This window comes from Mesorhizobium sp. YC-39 (assembly GCF_025753795.1).
Taxonomy (GTDB): Bacteria; Pseudomonadota; Alphaproteobacteria; order Rhizobiales; family Rhizobiaceae; genus Mesorhizobium.
In genome coordinates, this window is record NZ_JAOWPS010000001.1 from 1,213,575 (window position 1) to 1,236,238 (window position 22,664).

Consider the following 22,664-nt stretch of genomic DNA (forward strand, 5'->3'; position numbering starts at 1 on the left):
GGTCTTAGACGGCCACGAGGCGGGCCAACAATGACGCAGCATCGGTGCCAGCCAAGCCAAGGTCGCGGACGCTGCTCATGTGGTTGGCCGCCGCAAGGGTCGTGCGTGAAACATCCAGTCCTTGTTTTTTCAGGTGGTCCGTGAAGATTGCGGCCTGGCTGTGGAAGGGTGGCGTCTCATCGGCTCCGACCGAGATTTCAACAGCCACTGATGGATCGCAGGTTTGGTTGATAGGCGAAAACCGCCGGACGTCTTCGTCTGTGATCGCAATTTCGCTGGCAAGGAATGAGGTCTGCAATGGTTTCAAGTCATAAAGGCCCCCAAGCAGCAGTGCGGCTTTGATGCCAGATGGCCGGCTATCGTCGTCAAAAAGCATTGTTGCCAGATGCGCTCCGGCTGAATGACCGCTAACGGTCAACAGGCCGGGATCGCCTCCGTAGTTCGCGATGTGGTCGGCCACCCACTGCTTGGCGCGGCGTACCTGGTGCACGATCGTCGCCATCCTAACGGCAGGCATGAGGGCGTAGTCGACAATGACCGCTATCGCACCTGCGTTGATAACGGTCTCGGCGACATAGGAATAGTCGCGCTTGGAGAACATCCTCCAGTAGCCACCGTGGATGAACATATGCACCGGCAGGCGGTGGCTGTTGCCTTTCGGGAAGAACAGGTCAACGGTTTCAGTTGCATCAGGTCCATAGGCTACGTCTGCGACCATGGGTATGTTCGCCCTGGTTTCAGTGCTGCGGCGAACGATCTCGGCGACGATGTCGTCGAATTCGACGACATGATCGCGAATGCGAAACGGATCCTTTGGCCTGGGTCCGTTCACAGTGTCACGGCGATGTACTTCGCCTCCATGAACTCGGCAATGCCGTGCTTCTGACCGCCTTCGCGGCCCAGTCCGCTCTGCTTGACCCCGCCAAAAGGCGCCGCGGGATCCGACATCAGGCCGCGGTTCAGAGCGATCATGCCCGACTCGATCTTCGATGCCACACGCATTCCCCTGGCCAGGTCGCGAGTATAGATGTACGCCGCGAGACCATATTCGGTGTCATTGGCCTTCGAGATCACTTCCGCCTCGCGCTCGAAGCGCATGATCGGAGCCACCGGACCAAATATCTCCTCGTGGGCCATGATGGCGTCAGGGGACACGTCGCGAAGCACCGTCGGCGGGTAAAAGTAGCCTTTGCCTTCGGCGATCGCCCCTCCGCACAGAACCTTGGCGCCACGGGCAACTGCGTCCTGGACGAGCCGATCGATCTTGTCCACCGCCTTCCTGGTGATCATCGGGCCGCATTCGGTTTCCGGGTGTGTGCCGGGGCCGACGTGGAGGGCAGCCATGCGTTTGCGCAATCCATCCGTGAAAGCATCATGGATGCCGGCCTGCACGTAAAGCCGGTTGGCGGCCGTGCAGGCTTCGCCGGCATTGCGCATCTTGGCAACCATCGCACCGTCGAGCGCTGCCTCCAGGTCGGCGTCGTCGAAGACGATGAAGGGTGCGTTGCCGCCAAGTTCCATGGAACACGAGACGACGTGTTTTGCGGCTTCGGCCAGGAGCATGCGGCCAATGCCGGTCGAGCCGGTGAATGACAGTTTTCGCACTCGCGGGTCGGCCAGCATGGCGGCCGTCACCGGCCCGGGCTTCGAGGTCGTCAGGACATTGACGACACCAGGCGGCACGCCGGCTTCCTCATAGAGCGCTGCAAGTGCATAGGCCGTCAGTGGCGTCTCGCTGGCGGGCTTCAGGATCACGGTGCAGCCTGCTGCGAGCGCCGGCGCGATTTTGCGTGTCGCCATGGCGGCGGGAAAATTCCATGGCGTGATAAGCACGCAGATGCCAATAGGCTGGTAATCAACGATGATCCGGTTTGTGCCAGAGGGTGCGAGGCCGAACTCGCCGCTGATGCGGACCGCCTCCTCGGCGTTCCAGCGAAAAAACTCCGCTGCGTAAGCGACTTCGCCGCGCGCATCGCGCAGCGCCTTGCCGTTCTCCAGCGAGATCAGCGCTGCCAACGTCTCCGCTCGTTCGCCCATCAGTTCGAAGCAGCGCCGCAGGATTTCCGAACGCCTGCGTGGCGGAGTTTCGCGCCAACCGACCGCTGCCTCCGCAGCCGCGTCGACGGCGAGGGCAGCATCGGCGAGTGTGGCGTCGGGAACCGCCGCGATCACCGCCTCGGTGGATGGATCGGTCACTTCGATGACTCGGCCATCCGACGAGGGCTGCCAACGACCACCAACGTAGAGACCATGAGAAAACGTGGCGTAGTCGGACACACCTTCATCCTCGTCGAATATATCTGCGGAAATGTTCATTGGACGAGCTCCTGTCGCATCGCGGCTGCAGACATGTCGCCGTCGTAAGCGGCTCTGATCAGTCGTCGCATCGCGGTGAGGTCGAATGGGCGGGGATTGTTCTTGATCAGCCGGTCGATGCCGAGCGCCTGCTCGGCCGTCCAGTCGATCCTGTCCTCAGGAAGGCCAAGTTTAGCCAATGTCGGCGTGATGCCGATGGCACCAAACAGCCGGCTCACCTCTCTTATGGTGGCGTGCGCCTGCGCATCAGGTCCGCTGCTGCTCCGATCGGACAGTCCGAGGGCGGTGCCGACTTCAGCAATCTCGGGGGCTGCTGCCGCAAGATTGTATGTCATCACATAGGGCAGCATGGTGGCGACGCCGAGCCCATGCGGAGTGTGGGTGAGAGCGCCGGCCGGATACTGCACCGCATGCGCGGCGGCCGTCCCGGCCGTGCCGAAGGCGCAACCGGCGGCCAGCGCTCCCATCATGACGTCGGCGCGCGCATTCTCGTCCGATCCGTCGCGATATGCCTTCTCCAGACTGCGGCCCAGCAATCTGATGGCCAGAAGCGCGAAGTGATCGGTGAGGGCGCTCTTGCCGACGAAGACATGCTGTTGCGGCAAATTAGGATCGGAGCCGCGCTTGGCCGCTGTGAAGGCCTCGATTGCATGCGTCAGCGCGTCGGCACCGGCGATCGCCGTCAGGGAAGGTGGACACGTAGCCGTCAGATCCGGGTCGCAAAGTGCCACCGCGGCGATGAGATGAGGACTCGAGATGCCCACTTTCAGCGTTCGCTCCGGATCGGATATCACGGCGACGGGGGTCACCTCTGAGCCGGTTCCAGCCGTTGTCGGCACTGCGATCACGGGGAGGGTAGGGCCTGGTACCTTGAACTCGCCATAGTAGTCCTGAAGCCGGCCGCCATGGCTAAGCAAGAGCGCGGCGCATTTCGCCATGTCCAAGCAACTGCCGCCGCCGATCCCGATCACCATGTCCGGCTTGAAATCTTTCGCCTCCGCAATGCAGTGGGCGACGCTGTCGCGAGGCACATCCGGCAGCGTTCGGTCGTAGACCAGCGTCTCCACCGCGGCGGCGCGCAAGCCAGCAATAATCTCGGCGAACTCCGTTGTCGTCGCGAAACGCTCATCGGTGCAGACAAACGCGCGCCGTCCATACCTGGTGGCAACGGCAGGCAGCACATGGCGCTGGCCTTTGCCGAACAGAATCTCGCGCGGCAGGCGCGCGGCAGCGAACAACGTCATGCACAGGATCCTTCGACGACGAATTGGGAGCTAAGAGAATGAATTTTGTTCCAGAGAAAGGCCTTCATGCTCCGGTGCATCCTTATAAAATCGTATAGGATATAGTATTGAATTGCGCGGAGCATCATGCTAGTGGGTGCTTCTGTCAAGAGGCAAACCATGCAGAACCCGGACCTGACGGTTGATAATGAAGCCCGCCCGCCCGGCCGCATTCAGCGCGCCAACAGCCTCGCCGGCGACGTTTACGAGGCAATATTCGCACAACTGATGTCTTTGAGAATTGCTCCGGGATCGCGCATCACCGTCGACAATCTCGTCAAGGAATTCGATGTCTCGCATACTCCCATTCGTGAAGCGCTTGGCCGGTTGGAGGGCGAGGGCCTGGTGGTGAAGACCCACTTGATCGGCTATCGGGCCGCCCCGCAAATCACCCGCCGCCGCTTTGACGAGCTTTACGAGTTGCGCCTTCTGCTTGAACCCGCTGCCGCGGCCAAAGCCACCGCAACACTGGACGACGAGCGCCTTGCCGTGCTGCAGGCGGCGGCCGGCGTCATGGCCCGGCGGGTGGGGAAAGACGAGCGCCTGCGTTATTCGAACTTCGCCCGTCAGGATGCGATCTTCCACGACAAGATCGTGGAGTTTGCCCAGAACGAGCTCATTCGCGAGACACTGAATCACCAGCATACCCACTTCCACATCTTCCGCCTGATGTATCACTCGCGGGTGACCGAAGAGGCGCTCGACGAGCACGAGGCGATTCTCGCCGCCTTTTCCGCGGGTGATCCGGGCGCCGCCGAAAAAGCCATGCGTGTGCACATCGAGAATTCGCGGGACCGGCTCCTGCCTGCGTTCGAGTAGCCATTGCGATGTCGCTTGTCCGGGACAAGCTCGACGCGTCGCTAATCACCCAGGCCAACGCCAAGGAATATTATCTCCCCGAGTCCCCGTTCTGCACCGATTTCGATCCCCTAGAAGGCGAGACGCGAAGTGCGCCTTGCCCCGTCACAAACCGAGAGGAAGAGCCATGCCAGGTAAAAAGATCCTGATGCTGACCGGTGAATTCACCGAGGAATATGAAATCTTCGTCTACCAGCAGGCAATGGAAGCGGTGGGGCACACCGTTCATGTTGTGTGCCCCGACAAGAGCGCCGGAGACATGATTAAAACATCGCTGCACGATTTTGAGGGCGATCAGACCTACACCGAAAAGCCCGGTCACAATGCGCTGATCAACAAAACCTTTTCCGACGCTGAGAAGCAGCTGAGCCAATACGACGCTGTCTACTGCGCAGGTGGCCGTGGCCCCGAATACATCCGCACCGACAAGCGCGTGCAAGCGATGGTGCGTCATTTCCACGACACCAAGAAGCCGATCTTCACGATCTGCCATGGCGTCCAGATTCTAATTGCAGTCGACGGCGTCGTCCGCGGCAAGAAGGTGGCTGCGCTGGCGGCTTGCGAGCCGGAGGTGACGCTTGCTGGCGGCACTTACATCGATCTATCTCCCACCGATGCCTATGTGGATGGGACGATGGTTTCGGCCAAAGGTTGGACGGCGCTTGCGGCGTTCATTCGCGAATGCCTGAAGGTGCTGGGAACGGAAATTCGCCACGCTTGAACCTTTTGCCTCGACGCATCCCTGAGGGGATGCGTCGGTTCCCTCAACAGCGCGTCGATTTCCGCGATTCATCAAGTCCCGATCGGCGACCGTTGCGCTGTCATGAATCCGCTGGGCGCGTTCGCCAATCATGTTCCTGCCTGAACCCCAGGACCTCGCGCAGTTTTCGATTTGAGATTGGCCCCTCGAACACATCCATGGAGCGCGTAATTGGCGTGCCGGGCGCATGCTTCTTGAGAAACTCTGCCGTTGGCGTGTCGGCAACGATGTTGTCGTTGACGGCGTTGAAGATCTGGAACCCCAAACCGTCCCTCTCGATGCACAGATGCACGATCTGACCGAGATCGCGCGCGTCCATATATGTCCAGCCGTCGCGCCGCCGTTTTGAGGCGTCCGCCAGGAACTCCGGAAACCTGATGTAGTCCTGCGGTTCGACAACGCCGCCGATCCTCAGAGTGTAGATATCGCTTCCCGTGCGGGAAGCGAAGGAACGCGCTATCTTCTCGCCTAGGACTTTGGAAAGGCCATAGCTGTCGGTCGGATCGGTATCGTAGTCCTCCTCCACTGGAAATGACGTGAAGTTGCGTTCGCCTTCGGCAAAGCACACGCCATAGACCGTTTCGCTGGAAGCCGTGACGATCTTGCGGATGCCGAGTTTGGTGGCGGCCTCGATCACATTGTAGGTCGACTGCACATTGGCGGCGAACATGGCGTTGTCCGGCCGCAGGAATATCCGCGGAAGGGCCGCGAAATGAACCACGGCGTCGACCGGGCCGCGGCCCTTTCCGCCGAAATATTCGTTGAATCCGAAATGCAGCGTCAGCGCATTGTAGGTCTCGCCGGCATCCGCAAGGTTGGTGATGACAGTGTCCACACCGGGCATATCGAGAGGCGTCAGGTCGAGGTTCAAAACCCGATGCCCGCGTTCGAGCAGGTAGGGTATGACGTGGCGGCCGATCTTGCCGCTGCCACCAGTGAAGACGATCCGCTTGCCCATGGTTTCCTCCCAACGGCCTTATGCGTCGAGCGGCAGAAACTTCGCCAAAAGGCATTTCCGCCCAGCGCACGCTATCCGGTCATCCGCTATTCAAAGATGCCGAAACCAGGCACGGCGTGTTTGTGCACGCCGTCCATGTTGAGCTCGACGCCGATGCCTGGCGTGTCGGGTACGACGACGTGGCCATCCTGGACGATCGATCTGGCGCCATTCGGCAGGCGCACATAACCATCCCACGCGTCCCGCTCTTCGAGGGCGTGCCACTCCAGCACGAGGAAGTTCGGAACGCTCGCGCAGACATGGCATGTTGCCATCGTGCCGAGCGGTGTCGACACAAGATGCGGTGCGAATGGCACATAATAAATTTCAGCGAGATTCGCGATCTTGCGGCTTTCCGCGAGGCCGCCGCATTTCGGTACGTCGGGCATGATGACGTCGGCGCCATAATTCTGCAACAACTCGCGGAAACCCCAGCGCAGGTAAAGGTTTTCACCAACGCAGATCGGCGTCTTGGTCCGCATGCGGATCTGTTTCAGGGCCTCGACGTTCTCAGCCGGAATAGGCTCTTCCAGCCATAGAAGATTGAACCGCTCCATCTCCGACGCTATGCGGCTGGCGCTGAGCACGTCATAGCGCGCGTGCAGGTCGATGCAGAGATCGACGTCCGGACCGATCGCGTCACGCACCGTCGCAACGCGCTCGACCATGGAGCGTAACTCCGCGCCGTTGATGGTGTGGTTCACTGCATCGAACTTTGCCGGATGGCGCAGATTGTCGATGTCGAATTTCACCGCCGTGAAGCCCTCGGCCACCATACGGCGGGCACGCGCCGCGCACCCCTGCGGCGATCCCGATTCGTCATCGCCGTCGCCGCAATCGGCGTAAAGCCTTATCCGGTCGCGAAACTTGCCGCCGAACATGCGATAGAGCGGCTGCCCAGCGGCTTTCGCCGCTACATCCCACAGCGCCATTTCAAGCCCGGTCAGCGCGATCAGAAAGACGCCAGCCTGCGCACCGGAAAACACATGGTCGCGGCGGATCTTGTCCCAGCAATATTCGACGTTGCGGGGATCCTGTCCGATGAGTTCCGACTTCAATTCCGAAATAAGGCCGACGATCGCGGCCGCGCCCGCGTCGGGATTTGCCTCCCCATAGCCCGAGATGCCGGCGTCGGTATCGATACGGATCAGGGTCGCCTTGCCGTGGTAGGCAACGACCGCCGTCTTGATGTCCACGATCTTCATCGAACCCTCCCCTTGATGGCCCGCGACGCCTTCAAATTCACGGCCTCACGCTTGAATAAACTTGTCCAATAAGCATACAAGATAAGAGCACGAAGCGTAAACCCCCTTAACGTGATTTTGCGTGAATGCCGCCTTGAAATTACAGATACCATTGAATCAACTGGGGAATTCGCATTCTCACTCAACCGGCACAAATAGCCAGAGCCTACTTGTTAGACGAGTATATAAGCGTATAAATTGTATGCCAGCAGGGCGCCAGCCCGTACATGCCGCCAATCAGGAGGAAGAGGATGCAACAGCGACAGTTAGGATCGTCGCCGGTCAAGGTATCGGAGATCGGTCTGGGGACTTGGGGTATGTCCGGCGCCTTTTGGGGCGCGGCCGACGACGAGGAATCGATCCGGGTGATCAGACGCGCCCTGGAGCTTGGCATCACGCTGATCGACACGGCGGAAGCCTATGGGCATGGCCACGCCGAGGAAGTCGTCGGCAAGGCGTTGGCCGGCAGCCGCGACAAGGCGGTCATTGCGACCAAGGTTGCGCCAAACCATCTCGAACCCGCGGCGATAGAGGCGGCGCTCGACGGTTCGCTGAAGCGGATGCAAACGGACTATGTCGACGTCTATTTTGTCCACTGGCCGAACTCGGATTTTCCGATCGGCCCGACTATGGAGATGATGGAGCGGTTGCGGTCGTCAGGCCGCATCAAGGCGGTCGGCGTTTCGAATTTCAGCACCGCCGACATGGACAGCGCTCGCCAGCATGGCGTCATCGACGTGCTCCAACCGCCTTACAACATGCTGTGGCGCGAGGTTGAGGCTGAGACTCTGCCCTATTGCCGCAAGCATAATATCGGCGTGATGCCCTATAGCGGTCTCGCCCAAGGCTTGCTCACGGGGCTGCTGTCGCCGGACACCAAATTCGTCGAAGGCGATGAGCGCCGCACCACCGTTCTGTTCCAGCCGGGCACCTACGAGCGCGCGGTTAACGCCGTCGACACCCTCAAGCCGATTGCGGCGCGCTACGGCAAGACGGTTCCGCAGCTTGCGATCCAGTGGCTTACCAGCAGGCCTGGCGTCAGCTCGCCGCTGGTCGGCGCGCGCACAGTCAAGGAACTGGAGGAAAACGTCGAGAGCGTTGGCTGGACGATTTCAGACGCGGACATCGCGGCCATAGACAAGATCACCGCACCGGTCTGGGCGGAAATCAAGGACAAGGGCGACATGTTCGGTTTCCGCGCGCGCCAGCGTCAGGAACAGCAAGCGAAAAGCGCCTGATATCGGCCGCGTCCTCCCGGCGCGCAGCGGCGCGGCCAGCCGATTGCTGGCTGCGCCGCTCGGGAGCATCGGCTGGCGATTTCTTATGGAGGCAGGCCAACAGCGGTGGTGATCTTCAGATGCCGGCGCATCGCCTCTTCCGCCCGTTTTGCATCGCGCGCCAGGAGCGCCTCGTAGATCGCCCTATGCATCTCAGTCGCGGAGGGCAAGGCATGAGGCATCTGGTTGCTGATGCGTCTGCTCGCCATCTGCCACCACCGGGACGAGTACATGAAGCGGTCGAGGATCCTGTTCTGGGCCGCCCGGCAAATCTCCATGTGGAAATCCAGGTCGAGCTTCAGATAGGCGTCCGCATTGTCCTCGCTGGCGGACATCGCCGCCAGCAGAGTGCCAAGACGCTCAAGATTCTCCTTGGTCATGTGCTTGGCCGCGATGGCGGCGATGGCAGGCTCGATGATTATCCGCGTCGCGTGAGCCTCTGCCAATATCTCGCGCATCTGCTCGGGTGGCAGCCAGTCAATGAGCAATGGGCTGAGATAGTCCCATTCTTCGGCCGGACGCAGCACCACGCGCCGTCCCTGCGCGATCTCGATCATGTCGAGAGACGCCAGGATCTTCAGCGCTTCCCGCGCCACCGCGCGCGAAACCCCGAACTCCTGAAGGATCTGCTGCTCCGACGGTCCTTGGCCGCCGGTGACACCGCTGCTGGCGATGCGACGTGCTAGCACGCCCGCCACTTGCCTGGGCAAAGTTTGAAGCTTGACCTCCATGGCATCCATCATTAACATCCACTTGTCCGATAAGCTTATAGGCTGATAGCTAGATATGCAGTCAACTTATCCCATAGTGCTCACTAGCCTATAACTCGGCCTGCGTGAAGGGAGGATCGAATGGCGGGGGTCCAACCGTCACATCCCCGGCTTCGGTCGTCCGAGATCGATATGCTTCGCAGACGCGCGAGGCGCGTTGGAACAAAGGTGCCTAATCGCCCGGCAGGCTCGCAAGGGTCGTTCGGGGAGTAATCCAGGCAGTCTCGCTGCGGGAGGAGCAAGCCGCCGCGGATTTGCCAGAAAGGTTGGAAGTCATCGGCCGGCCCTCGGAAGGGCTGACCAGTCGCAAACAAGGAGGAGATTGTGATGTCCGGAAACGTATCGAGGCGCAAGTTCCTGGCGGCCAGTGCCGCCGTGACGGCCGGCTCGCTCGCCGCGCCGTGGGTCGCCAGGGCGCAGGCGAACGAGATTACCGCGCTGCTGATCACCGGTGGCCCGCTTTACCCCAAATACTGGGAGAAGGTTGTCCAGGATTTCACGGCAAAGACCGGCATCAAGGTTCGCTATGACCTGCTGGAATTCACGCCGCTGACATCGAAAGTCGTCACGCTGAGCGCCGCGCGATCGAGCCAATACGACGTCTACAGCACCCACACGGCGCAGATAGATTCCTATTTCAACCATTTTGCGCCGCTGAACAGCTATTTCAGCGAGTCCGAATTGGCCGACTTTTATCCGGTTGCGGTCAAGTATCTGCGCGATCCCAAGACCGGCAATCTGGCGGCCATTCCGCGCAACATGGATGCGCGCGTTCAGTATTACCGCAGCGATATCTACCAGGAGAAAGGCCTGAAGCCGGCCGAGACCTGGGAAGAACTCGTCGATGTCGGCCTGAAACTCACCGGCAATGGCCACTATGGATTGGTGGTGCCGGGGCAGGGTGATCCGGCCCAGCGCACCTTCAGCGATCTCCTGTGGCAGGCTGGCGGGGATTGGGTCGATCAGGCCAACAAACCGGCTTTCAATTCCGAAGCCGGCATCAAGGCGCTCACATTCTACCGCGACCTCATCCAGAAGCACAAAATCGTGCCGCCGGACGCGGTCGGATATCAGTGGAACGAAAACTCGACCGAATTCTCGTCGGGCACGGTCTACGCCAATTTTGATTGGCCGGGCGCATTCGCGACCCTGTCCAATCCGGAGACCTCGCGCGTCGTCGGCAAGTGGTCGACCGCGCCCTACGTGCGGGACAAAGCGGCAATTTCCTGCGCTATCTCGCACGCTATGGCCCTCAACGGACAGTCTGGGCGCAAGGATCCCGCCGTCGAGTTCATCAGGTATACAGTCGGCCCTGAGGCGCAGCGCCTGCAGTTCGACCAGTTCACCAACTTCCCCAGCAGTCAGGCTATCGCCAAGGAGGTGATTGCGGCGGCCAAGGGGCCACAGGCCACATGGCTGCAGCAGCTCGAGACGACGATCGCGAACGGCAAGGAATGGCCCAAGCTGGCTGGCTTCTCAAAAGTCTGCACCCTGATGTTCTCGGCCATCGAACAGGCGCTCACGGACCAGCTTTCTCCAAGCGATTCGCTCAATCAGGCTGCCGCGGAAGCAGAGGACACCATGCGTCGGGCGGGAGCCTACGACTGAGGATGTCGTCTGTCGCACAAAACCGGGTGTCGGGGCGTCGGCGCCGTTCGCCGCTGCCCTACACCTGGCAGAGAGGGTACCTTCTTGCCGCCCCGGCGTTCATCGTCATGCTCGCCATCTTCGTCTATCCGTTGGGATACTCGTTTCTCATGAGTTTCTTCCGGTGGGATTTGAGCGGCTCCGCGCCGTTCATTGGGACAGGAAATTACACAGACGAACTGTCTGGCCGCCAGTTCAACCAAGCCCTCCGTAACCAGATCGTCTTCAGCGTCGTCTCCATCACGGTCGAGGTGGTCGCTGGAATGGCGATCGCTGTGCTGGTCAACGGAAAATTGCGAGGCATGCGGCTCGCTCGCACCTTGTTGCTGGTGCCACCGATGATCGCTCCCGCCGTCGTTGGCCTCAATTTTCGTTGGCTTTTCAACACGCAGTATGGCCTCGTGGACGCTTTGCTCCGCATGTTCAATCTACCCAATATCCCATGGCTCAACGATCCGACATGGGCTCTTGTCTCGGTCATTATCGCCGATGTCTGGCAGAACACTCCCCTGATGGTTCTGCTGTTCTTGGCTGGCCTGCAATCCTTGCCCCAAGAGCCGCTCGAAGCCGCCACGGTGGACGGCGCTGGGCCGTGGCAGCGCTTCTGGCACATTGTTCTGCCTTTGATGCGTCCGGTCATCATGATCGCGCTGATGTTGCGTATCATAGACACGTTCCGTACCTTCGACGTCGTCTGGCTGATGACGCAGGGCGGGCCGGGAGGCGCCACCAACCTGCTTACCGTCTATGCCTACCTGCTGGCATTCCAGGCGGTGGATTTCGGACACGCGGCGGCGGTTTCCTACATCGCGCTTGGGATGTCGCTGTTCGTGCTCGGCCTCCTGTACGGAGTGCCGTGGCTGCTTGCAAAACGGAGGGCGATATGACCGAAGCCGCGACCGTCAGCGCGCGTTCCAAGCCAAAGCGCCGCCGCCGCCGGCTCACCGCTGGCGTCACTGGTCAGTACCTGGCGCTGGCTCTGACCGTCGCTCTCACCGTCTTTCCGCTGGCATGGTTGTTCCTGACCTCGATCCGCAGTTCAGCCGACATCTTCTCCGTCCCGGTGCACATCATTCCTGTGACCGCGACCATGACGCAGTACGTCTCCGTTTTCACGGAGTACGACACGATGGGTTATGTCTGGAACACCGTGATCGTTTCTGTGGCGACGGTCATCCTCGTCCATCTGCTGGCCATACCCTGCGCCTACGCCCTGTCGCGCTTCAGGATGCCGGGCGTCATGCTCATCTTCGGCCTCCTCTTGATCATGCGCATGATCCCGGTCATCGCGCTCGCCATTCCGCTCTTCGCCGTGTTCGCGGCGATGGGAATGCTGGACACGATTTGGGCGCTGATCCTCGCCCATACAGCTGCCAAACTGCCTGTCGCCATCTGGCTTCTGCTGGGCTTCATCCATGATGTCCCCAAAGAGATCGAGGAAGCTGCCCAGTCGGATGGCGCCGGCACGATGCGCACGCTGGTCCAGATTGTCACGCCGCTGATCGCGCCTGGCATCGGGGCCAGTGCGGTGATCACCTTCCTTTTCACCTGGAACGATTTGCTGCTGGCACTGACCCTGACGTCGAGCAAGGCCGCGCAGACCCTGCCGGTCGGGCTCACCAACTTCGTTTCGCAGTTCGGCATCAACTGGGGAGCCATGTCGGCGGCCGGCGTCCTCATGGTTATTCCGACTTTGGTGTTTGTCTGGTTTGCCCAAGGCTTATTGGTCAAAGGCCTGACGACTGGTGCGGTCCGCGGCTGAGCGGCGCGCAGGGAGGACCATGAAAATTGCGGCGACCAGTTCCTGCGACCTCAGCAAGCTAACGGAGGATGACGAGTGGAAGCGGATCAAATACCAGCGATAAAGGACATTTCCCGGCCATCAAAGCAATTGGTCGACGCGCTTGCGGCGATCGGTTCGGCGACTCTGGCCAGCGAACTCTATCACAAGATGGGAATTCGTGATCCGCATATCCGGGGCCCGCGGCCGTTGAGGCACGGCCGCACGGCGGCAGGGCCCGCCCTCACGCTCCAGTGCATGCCGAAGCGCGAAGATCTCTATAACGAAACAGAGTATGAGGAGCCGGAGCGCCAGCTCCATCGCCACGTTCTCTATCCCACGCAGCCAGGCGACATGGTGGTGGTCGATGCGCGCGGCGATCTGGGCAGCGGCATCTTCGGCGAGATGATGCTCACCTATTTCGCCGGCCGCGGCGGAGCCGGGGTGGTCGTCGACGGCTGCATCCGCGATTCTGCACAGGCCGCGGCCTTGGACATCGGCATCTGGGTCAGGGAGGTGACGCCGAATTTCCACGCCCAGACCAACATTGTCCCCTTCGCCGTCAACGTCCCCATCGCGTGCTCGAACGTGCTCGTCATACCCGGCGACGTCATCGTGGCTGACGACGACGGCGTGGTCGTCGTGCCGATCGCCCTTGCGCCTAAGCTGGTCGCGCTCGCCGGCGAGCATATCGAGTGGGAAGAATTTTCCCGCAAGCGCTTGGCCGAAGGAGGGGATTTGCGGAAATACTACCCGTTGAGCCCGGAGGGCGAGGCCGAATACCGCGCATGGCGGCACGCTCAGCGCAAATGAGTAGGGCCGGCACGGGAGGAAAATAGGTGTCTGCAATTGAGATAGAGCAGCTCGGCAAGAGCTTCGGCGCCGTGGAAGTTCTGCGCGACGTGAACATTGAAATCGCCAGCGGCGAGTTTGTGGTCCTTGTCGGCCCCTCGGGCTGCGGCAAGTCGACTCTTCTGCGTATGATCGCCGGGCTGGAAGAACAGACGACGGGCGAGATCCGCATAGGCGGACGTGTCGTCGACGAGATGCCCGCAAAGTCGCGCGATATAGCGATGGTCTTCCAGAGCTACGCGCTCTATCCGCATATGACCGTGGCGGACAATATGAGCTTCGCACTTCGGTTGGCCAAGGTTCCCAGAGAAGAGATCGTCTCGAGGGTGAAGGCAGCGGCCGAAATCCTCGGCCTGCAGGATCTGCTGCGCCGCATGCCGCGCCAGTTGTCCGGAGGCCAGCGCCAGCGTGTCGCCATGGGCCGCGCGATCGTGCGCGACCCGGCTGCTTTCCTGTTCGACGAGCCGCTCAGCAATCTTGATGCAAAGTTGCGTGTCAAGATGCGTGCCGAGATCAAGAAACTGCACCAACGGCTCGGGCGCACCAGCATCTACGTCACGCACGACCAGACCGAGGCGATGACGCTTGCCGACCGCATAGTGGTGCTGAACCGAGGCCAGGTTGAGCAGATCGGTACCCCTTCCGAGCTCTACGAGAACCCTGCCAACCTTTTCGTTGCGAGCTTTATCGGCTCTCCGGAGATGAACCTGGTCAAGGGCCGAATTGACAATGGCGCCTTCGCCGCCGAGCAGGGCCTGCGCTTGCCCTTGTCCGAGGACGCTCGGATAAGTGACAGGGAAGGGGTAGTATACGGGATTCGCCCTCAGCACATTGCTGTCGGCGGGAACCACGCAAGCGCAAGGGTTCAGGTAGTAGAGCCGACCGGCGAGGCCCAGGAACTTACCTTAAGTGCGAATGGCGTCGATCTGATTGCCGAAATCCGGGACCAGCCACCCTTCAAACCTGATCAAGAGGTGACGTTGGAGATTATGATGCATAAGGTGCATCTCTTCGACGCCCAGACCGGCACCAGGATAAACTAGAGCGCTTGTCGTCTCGATACTGCCACCCTCGCCAAGGGCGTGCTCCTTCGTCCCGCGGAGCACCGCGCCAATTGCGGCGTATCTGTTCACTCAACATACCGCTTCACCATCATTGCTTCGGTCCGAAGCGTGTGTGCGCGCCTAACTTCGCCTAACCGTTCCATCTCGGCGGCTGCTTGTTCGCGCTTCTGGATTTCCATCAAAAGGAGATCGCGCACATGGTCGTCGTTCAGGACAAGCCTTTCGACCTCTGCCGATCCGCTGCGAAATTCATGGCGAACCAGAGATGTCAGTTCGGCAGAGCCGGGAACCGCTTCGGCACTGTCGAGCGCAGCGACAAGCTCTCGAATAAGCGCGGCTTCGCCTTTTCGCCTGGACTTCATCGCCGTTCGCAAGTCCGAACGGAGACGAGATTTCACGCGTGTTCCGCCATCTTCCAACATTTGCCCGTACCTCCTTTGCAAACCGAAATCATCGAGGGCGTAATATTCTCTATTGTTCCATATCACGCCTTGATGTAGCATGATTAGGGAATCAATGAGAGGATTTCTACGTTATGTCGAGCCCCCTTTTCACAGTGGAGCAGGTGGCGGAACAGCTGGTCCTGCACCCGAAGACCGTGCTCCGTTACATCCGCGACGGCCGATTGCAGGCCACGCGGATTGGGAAATCCTATCGCATAGCCCGGGCTGAACTTGACGCTTTTGCCGGTACCGAGAGCGGCCATTCCAGTGAGGTGAAGGATGTACGCACAACGTGCATCGTCGATATCCCCCACACGTCGCCGGAACGTGCGGAGCGGACGGCAGCGTTTCTCAATTCAGCTGCGATGGCCGGCGGCACGGCGCCGCTGCACATCAACACAGCGTTCGACCCACTCGCTAAGACTCTGAAGGTCGTTTTGATCGGTAGTCCGTCCGACACGGCCAAATTGCTGGAGATGCTGCAACTGCAATTGGGCGGCCGCTCATGAACGACGTCGTCTTTCGGAGTGACAAGGCGGCAATGACCGTCGAGCAGAAATATAGGGAAACTCTGAGGCAGTGGCCGGTCCCGAAAATCGAACTGCATTTGCCGACATGCGCTGGCTCAACATTTGTCCTGGTGAGCGGACCGGATGGTGCTCCTCCGGTTGTGCTACTTCATGGCTCTCAGGCTAATTCGGCATCCTGGATGCCTGATGTTGCGCTATGGTCTTCCGAGTTCCGGCTGTTTGCTGTCGATATGATCGGCGAAGCTGGCTTGAGCGCTCGGGTCAGGCCGAACCTCACCGGTGATACGCACGCCTTGTGGCTAGATGATGTATTCAATGGCCTGGGTCTAAAGCGTGCCGGCATCGTCGGCACTTCCCTGGGCGGTTGGCTTGCGCTCGACTATGCGAGCCGGAGACCCGGAGCTGTTCAGGCACTGGCGCTGATCAGCCCAGCTGGAATCGGTCGTCAGAAGAACTTCCTTTTGAAGGCGCTGCCGCTCCTGCTTCTCGGCTCGTGGGGAAAACGCAAGATGCGAGAGCAGGTGTTTGGCCCCGCGCCAAAGGAGCTTCCGGAGGTGATGCGACCGCTGGCGGAACTGATGGAAACCGTTGCTGGGGCGATCAGGCCGCGAGTGGTGAGTATTCCCCGGCTGACGGACGAGCAGCTCGGTCGGCTCAAGATACCGATACTTGCTGTCATTGGCGGGCGGGATGTCCTTCTTGATTCTGCGGAGACGCGGGCACGGCTGCAATGCGCAGCTCCCCATGCAGAGATCTGCCTTATCGAAGACGGCTATCATTTTCTGCCAGATCAGGCGCCGCGCGTCATGGATTTCCTGGAGAGGAGTGTTCATCGGGTTTGAGAATGATAGCCGCCAAACGGAGTTCTCGCCGATCCCTAGGATTCAGTTTGTCAGCCTATTCCTCGGAGATTGAGCGAAAGGTGTCCTTAGCCGAAACGGCTTTTCGCAGTCCGCGCGTTCCTGTGCGGGGTCATTGCCAGCCAGGAGGAGACCCATCGCGCTCGGCGTGCCTCAACAAGCGAAATGAGAGGATAGCATCATGATCGGGGAATGGCCGACTGGTCGAGCGTGACCCGCGCATCTGACCTTCGTCGACCGGCGCCGCCTCATTGCGTTTTGGCGTTCTTGTCGCTGTTCTGAGCTTTCCGCCTGCGGGTCGGACGCAGGTTATCGAATCCCATATAGTGGTCGGCGTCCGACGTGTTCCACCTGCCGGCTAGATAGATGATTGCAATGACCGCAGCGAAGAGCAGCAAGGTATAGATCGTATCCATACCGCCCTATATAGCGCGCAGGGATCAGTCAGCCACCATCTCGATATTTCAGACACAGTCCCGGCGGTGTCTGCACCGGCCCGGTCCCGTTCCACTTAATGAAGGCCGCATCCTTGCCTCGCCAATTTGGGAGCTATTGCAACATGAATGCGACATGGAGCCTCGTATGGGCGCCGAGACCGATCCAGTAAACAATTGATATCACAAGAGAAAGTGATGGCGCTCAGAGGCGGATTCTAACCACCGCAGTTCCTAGAATTTCATGCTGAGACTGCCCTTGATGACGCGGCCTTCGCCATAGATGCAGCCGGACCCGGGATAGCAGGTCGAATAATAGGTCTTGTCGAACAGGTTGGAGACATTGAGCGCGGCCTGCCAGCCGTTCTTCTTATAGCGCAGCGCGGCGTCGACCAGCGTATAGCTGGGCACGTTCACGGTGTTCGCGTTGTCGCCGAAGCTTGCGCCGATGTAGCGCACGCCGGCGCCGGCGCTTAGGCCTTCAAGCATGCCGTGGCCGACCTCGTAATTGGCCCACAGCGAGGCCTGATGCTCCGGCACAAGCGATGGGCGGTTGCCGATGACCAAGGGATCATCCCTAGTAATCTCAGCGTCGAGATAGGTATAGGCAGCGGTCATGCTCAGGCCGGACGCGAGATCGGCATTGGCCTCGATCTCGAGACCGCGATGGCGTACCTCACCTGTCTGTATCTGGAAGGGGCCGCCGGCATAGGTGACGATGTTGGTCTTGCGCAGGTCGAACAGCGAAGCGGTGATGAATCCGGGAAAAAAGGTCGGCTCGTACTTCACGCCAACCTCATATTGCTTTCCAGACGAAGGCTGGAACGCGGCTCCGGACTGCGTCTGGCCGATATTGGTGGTGAAGGATTCAGCATAGCTGACATAGGGCGTCAGGCCATTGTCGAAGAGATAGCCGATGCCGACATTGCCGGTGAAGGCATGGTCCTTCTGTCTATAGCTGCCCGCACTGTCGAGCCGGTCCGAATTGGTGTTGTCGATCCAGGACTGGCGGCCCCCGAGAGTCAGCAGCCAGTGATCGGCGATCTTGGATTGGTTCTGTGCATAGAGGCCGATCTGGCCGATCGTCTGGGTGCGATCGACCCAGATGTCGGGAATGGTGATCGGCTGGGAGTAGTCGGGGTTCAGTATGTCCAGATCCGGACCCGCCCCGTAATGGTTTTGCCCGTCGACCGAGAAGCGATTGTAGTCGAGACCGACGAGGAGCTTGTTCTGCACCGCGCCGAAAGTCCGGTCGTACTCGGCCTGGTTGTCGACACTGAAGATGGTCGCGGTCTCGTCCACGGTGAAGGCGGTGCGCGCCATCGTGCGATCGTCGATCATGCCGCTGTAGTATAGCTGCCGGTAGTCGGTATCCTGCCTGGAGTAGCGCAAATTCTGCCGCACCGTCCAATTGTCATCGAATTCATGGCTGAACTGATAGCCGATCGAGCCATGGTTGGCGTCGTAACGGTCGAAGCCGGGTGAGCCGGTGAAAAAATTCCGCGGCAGCTTGCCGTACTCCGCCGGATACTGTTCGCCGGCCACCGGAAGAAAGGCGTTCGGCGCCAGCCTGTCCCACTGGTAGTTGGCCAGGATGGTGAGCGAGGTCTGCGCGTCCGGCTGCCATTTGAGCGCCGGCGCGACGAAGATGCGGTCGTTGCGGGAATAGTCGGTTTCGATCTCGCCGTTGCGCACCAGCCCGGTCAGGCGATAGGTCCACACGCCGGCATCGTCGATCGGGCCGCCGATATCGAGCCCGGCCTCGACGGTGTTGAAGCTGCCGTAGCTGAGGTAGCCGTCATAGATCGGCGTCTCCGTCGGCCGCTTGCTGATGGCATTGATCATGCCGCCGGCCTCGTTCTCGCCATAGAGCACCGAGGACGGTCCCTTCAGCACTTCGACGCGCTCCAGCCCGTAGGGCTCGATCTTGAAACCCGAGAAGTCGATCGCCTTCTGCGGCAGCCCGTCACGGTAGATCACGTATGTGCAGAGGTCGAAGCCGCGGATTAGGCACTGGTCGAAGCGGTTGTCGACGCCCCAAGGGGAGGCGGTGACGCCGGCCAGATAGGACAGCGTATCCTCGAGTTGCGCCGGCTGGCGATCGTCGAGCTGCTTACGGGTCACCACCGACACCGACTGCGGAATTTCTTTCAGCGGCGTGTCGGTCTTCGAACCGGTGGTGGTGTTCTTGGCGATGTAGCCATCGTCCGGGCCGACCGGGCTGTCGGTCTGCCCTTCGACCACAATGGGGCTGAGCTCGGTCGCGGTTTCTTGCGCGAGGCCGTAACCGGGTGCGCAAAGCAAGGTCGAGAGGCACGTCGCTGCGGCCAGAAAACCTCGGCTTGGAACCCTATCGCGCCGATCTGCCGCACGAACTGCACTCAACCTCATCTCGATCATCCTCACTGCCTGCGAAGCGCGCGGCATCGTTCTCTGCCGGCGCGACGAATTGTTGACTTTTTTTGTCATCTTCAATGTTGACTAGTAAACTCATGTTTCATAGTCAACCGGGCATCGGCCGTCGTCTGCCAGTTTCTGGAACGCCCGACCGAAGTTGGAGAGAGGCCAAGGACCGTGCCCGAGAGCCATATCAAGACGGCCTTCCGCGCCCGCAGCCGAATGACCCGGCGCGGCGCGCTCGGGCTTTTCGTATTGCCCTTCACCGGCCTTGCGTGCTCGGCGCTCGAAGCGAAGCCGCTGCGCATCGTCTGCCTCGACGATGGACTGACCGAGACCTTGCTGATGCTCGGTGTCAGGCCGGTCGCGATCGCCGATCGCGAGGTCTGGGAAAAATGGGTGGTCGAGCCGCCGCTGCCGGCGGAGGTCGCCGATGTCGGCACGCTGCTCGAACCCAATCTCGAATTCCTGCAGCAGCTCAGACCCGACATCATCCTTGCCATTCCGTATCTCGACGGCATCAAGCCCCTGCTCGAGCGCGTCGCGCCGGTGACGACGATCGGCATCTACACCGAGGACGGGCAACCTTATCGACGCGCCATCGAGGCGACGCGCCAGCTCGCCCGGCTTGTCGGCAAGGAGGCGGAGGGCGAGGCGCTGATTGCAGCGACGGATGCGTCCCTTTTGGGAATTCGCCAGGAATTGGCGCCGCTTTCGGCGCGGCCCGTCTATGTCGTCAACTTCATGGATCCGCGCAATGTGCGCGTCTATGGCAAGAAGAGCCTGTTTCAGGACGTGTTCGATCGCATCGGGCTCAGCAACGCCTGGACGGGCGAGACCAATTATTGGGGTTTTTCGACGGTCGGCATCGACGGGCTGGCGACATCGAGCGATGCGCGCCTGGCCTATCTCGAACCCTTGCCCGAGGGCGCCGGTGGCACGCTGACCGAGAGCCCGGTCTGGAACGCCATGCCCTTCGTGCGCAACCGCTCGATCATGCGTCTTCCCGCCGTCCTGATGTTCGGCGCGCTTCCTTCAGCCAGCCGCTTCGCACGGGTCCTGGCCAAGGCGATGACCGGGGAGGCTGCCCGTGGCTGAGGACGCCGCGACCTTGGCGGAGCACGGCAAGCTGGCCGGCCGGACGTGGAAGCGCGGCATGTTCGCCAATCAGCCGGTGAGCGCGATCCTGCTCTGTATGGTGCTGTCGACGGCAGCGATGGCGGCAACTGTCTCCAATCTCACCGTACAGCTGCCGTCGGCACTTTGGCTGCGATCGCTCATCGCCCCCGACATCGACGATATGCGGCAGGTGCTCGTCCACTATGCCTTCTTGCCCAGGCTTGTCGTCAGCCTGTTGTGCGGCGCGGCCCTCGGGCTTGCCGGCACGGTTCTGCAGCAAGTCTTGCGCAACCCGCTCGCCTCGCCCGAAACGATCGGCGTTTCGGCCGGCGCCTATCTGGCGCTGGCGCTGGCCTCGCTTCTGGCGCCCTCGCTGCTCGCTTTCGGCCGCGAATGGGTGGCGCTGGCCGGCGCCTTCATCGCCCTTGCCGCTGTCTTCGCGCTTTCCTGGCACAAGGGCCTGTCGCCGCTTTCCGTGGTGCTGGCGGGGCTGGTTGTCAGCCTCTATGCCGGTGCGATCGGCGCGGCTCTTATCGTGCTGCGGCACGAATGGCTGGCCAGCCTGTTTATCTGGGGCGCCGGTTCGCTCGGCCAGCAGGATTGGAAAACCACGCTCTGGCTGTTGCCGCGCGCTGGCGCAGCGGCGCTGACGATCGGCCTGATGGTGCGACCGCTGACCTTGCTGGGCCTCGACGACGAAGGCGCGCGCAGCCTTGGCGTGCCGCTGGGTGTCTACCGCTTCGCCGGACTGGTTGCGGCCGTCGCGCTCACCGCCTTCGTCGTTGCCGCCGTCGGCGTGATCGGTTTCGTTGGCCTGGCCGCCGCCACTCTTGCCCGCATCGGCGGTGCGCGCCGGCTGAGCCAGAGGCTGATCATGGCCCCCCTGATCGGCGCGTCCCTGCTGTGGGCCGCCGACCAGGCGGTGCAAGTGGCGACCGGGCCGCAGGGCGATCTGCTGCCGACCGGCGCGATCACGGCCCTTCTCGGCGCCCCGCTGCTGCTCTGGCTGCTGCCGCGCCTTGCCTTGGGCTGGGAGGTCCCGGCGCTCACCGCCGAGCGCCTGCCCAGAACAGGCCAGCCCGGCCTCGTGCTGGCGGCAATCGGTGTCTCCCTGCTTCTGCTGCTCGGGCTTGCCTTGCTTTGCGGGCCGGGGCCGCATGGCTGGACGGTCGGCTTCGGCGACCAGCTGCAGCCCCTGCTGTCGTGGCGCTGGCCCCGTGTGTCGGCCGCGCTTGTCGCCGGCGCGATGCTGGCGCTTGCCGGGCTGATGATGCAGCGGCTGACCGGCAATCCGATGGCGAGCCCCGAGGTGATGGGCATCAGCGCCGGGGCGGCGCTCGGCATGATGGTGGCGCTGTTTTCCTTCTCCGACGCGGGGCGTCTGGTCCAGACCGCGGCGGCGACTGTCGGCGCCTTCGCTGCGCTGCTGGTGACGCTGGCAATCGGACGTCGCGCCGCCTATGCGCCGGAACGCCTGCTGCTGGCCGGCGTTGCGCTCACGGCGCTGTTCGACGCGCTGATCCTGGTGCTGACCGCCACTGGCGACCCGCGCGCCATGCTGCTGCTCAACTGGCTCACTGGCTCGACCTATGGCGTCGATGCGAATGCCGCCCTTCTGACTGGCGGCATCGCCATTGTCCTGTTGCTTCTCGCCCCGCTCTTCATGCGCTGGCTGGATGTGCTGCCGCTCGGCCCCTCCGCGGTTCAGGCGCTTGGCATCGATGTGCGCAAAACCCGGCTGCTTGTGCTGCTGATGGTGGCGGCGCTCACGGCCGCTTCGACTCTGATCGTCGGGCCGCTGACCTTCATTGGCCTGATGGCGCCGCATCTCGCCCGGCGCCTCGGGCTGGCCCGCGCGCTGCCGCAAGCCGCAGGCGCCGTGCTAGCCGGCGCGCTGATCATGGTCTGCGCCGACTGGATCGGCCGCACCGCCATCTTCCCGCGCCAGATCCCGGCCGGGCTCGTCGCCACACTGATCGGCGGTCCGGTGCTGATGTGGCTGCTGCGCCGCCGCTGACTCTGTCCCTGTGGAG

20 protein-coding genes are annotated in these 22,664 nt (G+C 61.5%); 12 read left to right on the forward strand and 8 right to left on the reverse strand.

The features are described 5' to 3' along the window. Positions 1-4: 4 nt before the first annotated feature. The 3 genes from OHD62_RS05735 to OHD62_RS05745 are packed head-to-tail and all read right to left on the reverse strand — an operon-like array spanning position 5 to position 3,560. Positions 5-832: an alpha/beta hydrolase gene (locus OHD62_RS05735; RefSeq protein ID WP_263781498.1), complete on the reverse strand. Its 828-nt coding sequence runs from the start codon at positions 830-832 to the stop codon at positions 5-7. After that, positions 829-2,316 (reverse strand): NAD-dependent succinate-semialdehyde dehydrogenase, encoded by a 1,488-nt coding sequence (locus OHD62_RS05740; RefSeq protein ID WP_263781499.1) that lies wholly within the window; start codon positions 2,314-2,316, stop codon positions 829-831. Before OHD62_RS05740 ends, OHD62_RS05735 begins: the two co-directional genes overlap by 4 nt. Next, positions 2,313-3,560, reverse strand: a complete 1,248-nt coding sequence (locus OHD62_RS05745) for an iron-containing alcohol dehydrogenase (RefSeq protein ID WP_263781500.1) — start codon at positions 3,558-3,560, stop codon at positions 2,313-2,315. The genes OHD62_RS05740 and OHD62_RS05745 overlap by 4 nt, the downstream gene beginning before the upstream one ends. Positions 3,561-3,719: 159 nt before the next feature. Here OHD62_RS05745 and OHD62_RS05750 point away from each other — a divergent pair, with 159 nt between their 5' ends. Together OHD62_RS05750 and OHD62_RS05755 are read left to right on the forward strand one after the other, a co-directional pair. Then, positions 3,720-4,418 (forward strand): GntR family transcriptional regulator, encoded by a 699-nt coding sequence (locus tag OHD62_RS05750; protein WP_263781502.1) that lies wholly within the window; start codon positions 3,720-3,722, stop codon positions 4,416-4,418. Between the two features lie 166 nt (positions 4,419-4,584). Beyond that, positions 4,585-5,178 (forward strand): DJ-1/PfpI family protein, encoded by a 594-nt coding sequence (locus OHD62_RS05755; protein ID WP_263781503.1) that lies wholly within the window; start codon positions 4,585-4,587, stop codon positions 5,176-5,178. Positions 5,179-5,278: 100 nt separating this feature from the next. Here OHD62_RS05755 and OHD62_RS05760 read toward each other — a convergent pair whose 3' ends face one another. Next, positions 5,279-6,175, reverse strand: a complete 897-nt coding sequence (locus OHD62_RS05760) for an NAD-dependent epimerase/dehydratase family protein (RefSeq protein WP_263781504.1) — start codon at positions 6,173-6,175, stop codon at positions 5,279-5,281. A gap of 86 nt (positions 6,176-6,261) precedes the next feature. Then, entirely contained in the window at positions 6,262-7,419 is a 1,158-nt protein-coding gene (locus OHD62_RS05765; RefSeq protein WP_263781505.1) for a mandelate racemase/muconate lactonizing enzyme family protein, read from the reverse strand. A 290-nt stretch (positions 7,420-7,709) separates the two neighbouring features. Between OHD62_RS05765 and OHD62_RS05770 the strand changes: the two genes are divergently transcribed. After that, positions 7,710-8,696 (forward strand): aldo/keto reductase, encoded by a 987-nt coding sequence (locus OHD62_RS05770; RefSeq protein WP_263781506.1) that lies wholly within the window; start codon positions 7,710-7,712, stop codon positions 8,694-8,696. An 83-nt stretch (positions 8,697-8,779) separates the two neighbouring features. Here the strand turns inward: OHD62_RS05770 and OHD62_RS05775 are convergent, their stop codons facing one another. Then, positions 8,780-9,484, reverse strand: a complete 705-nt coding sequence (locus OHD62_RS05775) for a FadR/GntR family transcriptional regulator (RefSeq protein WP_245437190.1) — start codon at positions 9,482-9,484, stop codon at positions 8,780-8,782. Positions 9,485-9,832: 348 nt separating this feature from the next. On the opposite strand from OHD62_RS05775, the gene OHD62_RS05780 reads away from it, so the two are divergent. The 5 genes from OHD62_RS05780 (at position 9,833) to OHD62_RS05800 (ending at position 14,827) form a co-directional block, all read left to right on the forward strand. Then, a complete protein-coding gene (locus OHD62_RS05780; RefSeq protein WP_263781507.1) occupies positions 9,833-11,113 on the forward strand; it encodes an ABC transporter substrate-binding protein in 1,281 nt (426 codons plus the stop codon). A gap of 2 nt (positions 11,114-11,115) precedes the next feature. After that, positions 11,116-12,039, forward strand: a complete 924-nt coding sequence (locus tag OHD62_RS05785) for a carbohydrate ABC transporter permease (protein ID WP_263781508.1) — start codon at positions 11,116-11,118, stop codon at positions 12,037-12,039. Further along, a complete protein-coding gene (locus tag OHD62_RS05790) occupies positions 12,036-12,914 on the forward strand; it encodes a carbohydrate ABC transporter permease (RefSeq protein ID WP_263781509.1) in 879 nt (292 codons plus the stop codon). The genes OHD62_RS05785 and OHD62_RS05790 overlap by 4 nt, the downstream gene beginning before the upstream one ends. A gap of 90 nt (positions 12,915-13,004) precedes the next feature. After that, the gene (locus tag OHD62_RS05795) at positions 13,005-13,745 is read left to right on the forward strand and encodes a ribonuclease activity regulator RraA (protein WP_412177353.1); all 741 of its coding nucleotides are present in this window, start codon (positions 13,005-13,007) and stop codon (positions 13,743-13,745) included. 26 nt (positions 13,746-13,771) lie between these two features. After that, positions 13,772-14,827: an ABC transporter ATP-binding protein gene (locus OHD62_RS05800; RefSeq protein WP_263781511.1), complete on the forward strand. Its 1,056-nt coding sequence runs from the start codon at positions 13,772-13,774 to the stop codon at positions 14,825-14,827. An 86-nt stretch (positions 14,828-14,913) separates the two neighbouring features. Here OHD62_RS05800 and OHD62_RS05805 read toward each other — a convergent pair whose 3' ends face one another. Next, positions 14,914-15,270 carry a hypothetical protein gene (locus OHD62_RS05805; protein WP_263781512.1) on the reverse strand — a complete coding sequence of 119 codons (357 nt, stop codon included), beginning with the start codon at positions 15,268-15,270 and terminating at the stop codon, positions 14,914-14,916. Positions 15,271-15,383: 113 nt separating this feature from the next. Between OHD62_RS05805 and OHD62_RS05810 the strand changes: the two genes are divergently transcribed. After that, complete coding sequence (locus OHD62_RS05810) at positions 15,384-15,800, forward strand: helix-turn-helix domain-containing protein (protein ID WP_263781513.1); 417 nt, start codon at positions 15,384-15,386, stop codon at positions 15,798-15,800. Continuing rightward, on the forward strand, positions 15,797-16,663 hold the full coding sequence (locus tag OHD62_RS05815) for an alpha/beta fold hydrolase (RefSeq protein ID WP_263781514.1): 867 nt from the start codon (positions 15,797-15,799) through the stop codon (positions 16,661-16,663). Before OHD62_RS05810 ends, OHD62_RS05815 begins: the two co-directional genes overlap by 4 nt. A gap of 686 nt (positions 16,664-17,349) precedes the next feature. Here OHD62_RS05815 and OHD62_RS05820 read toward each other — a convergent pair. Next, positions 17,350-19,506, reverse strand: a complete 2,157-nt coding sequence (locus OHD62_RS05820) for a TonB-dependent siderophore receptor (protein WP_263781515.1) — start codon at positions 19,504-19,506, stop codon at positions 17,350-17,352. 228 nt (positions 19,507-19,734) lie between these two features. On the opposite strand from OHD62_RS05820, the gene OHD62_RS05825 reads away from it, so the two are divergent. Next, positions 19,735-20,610: an ABC transporter substrate-binding protein gene (locus OHD62_RS05825; protein ID WP_412177354.1), complete on the forward strand. Its 876-nt coding sequence runs from the start codon at positions 19,735-19,737 to the stop codon at positions 20,608-20,610. After that, the gene (gene fhuB / locus OHD62_RS05830) at positions 20,603-22,648 is read left to right on the forward strand and encodes a Fe(3+)-hydroxamate ABC transporter permease FhuB (RefSeq protein WP_263781517.1); all 2,046 of its coding nucleotides are present in this window, start codon (positions 20,603-20,605) and stop codon (positions 22,646-22,648) included. Before OHD62_RS05825 ends, fhuB begins: the two co-directional genes overlap by 8 nt. Positions 22,649-22,664 lie beyond the last annotated feature (16 nt).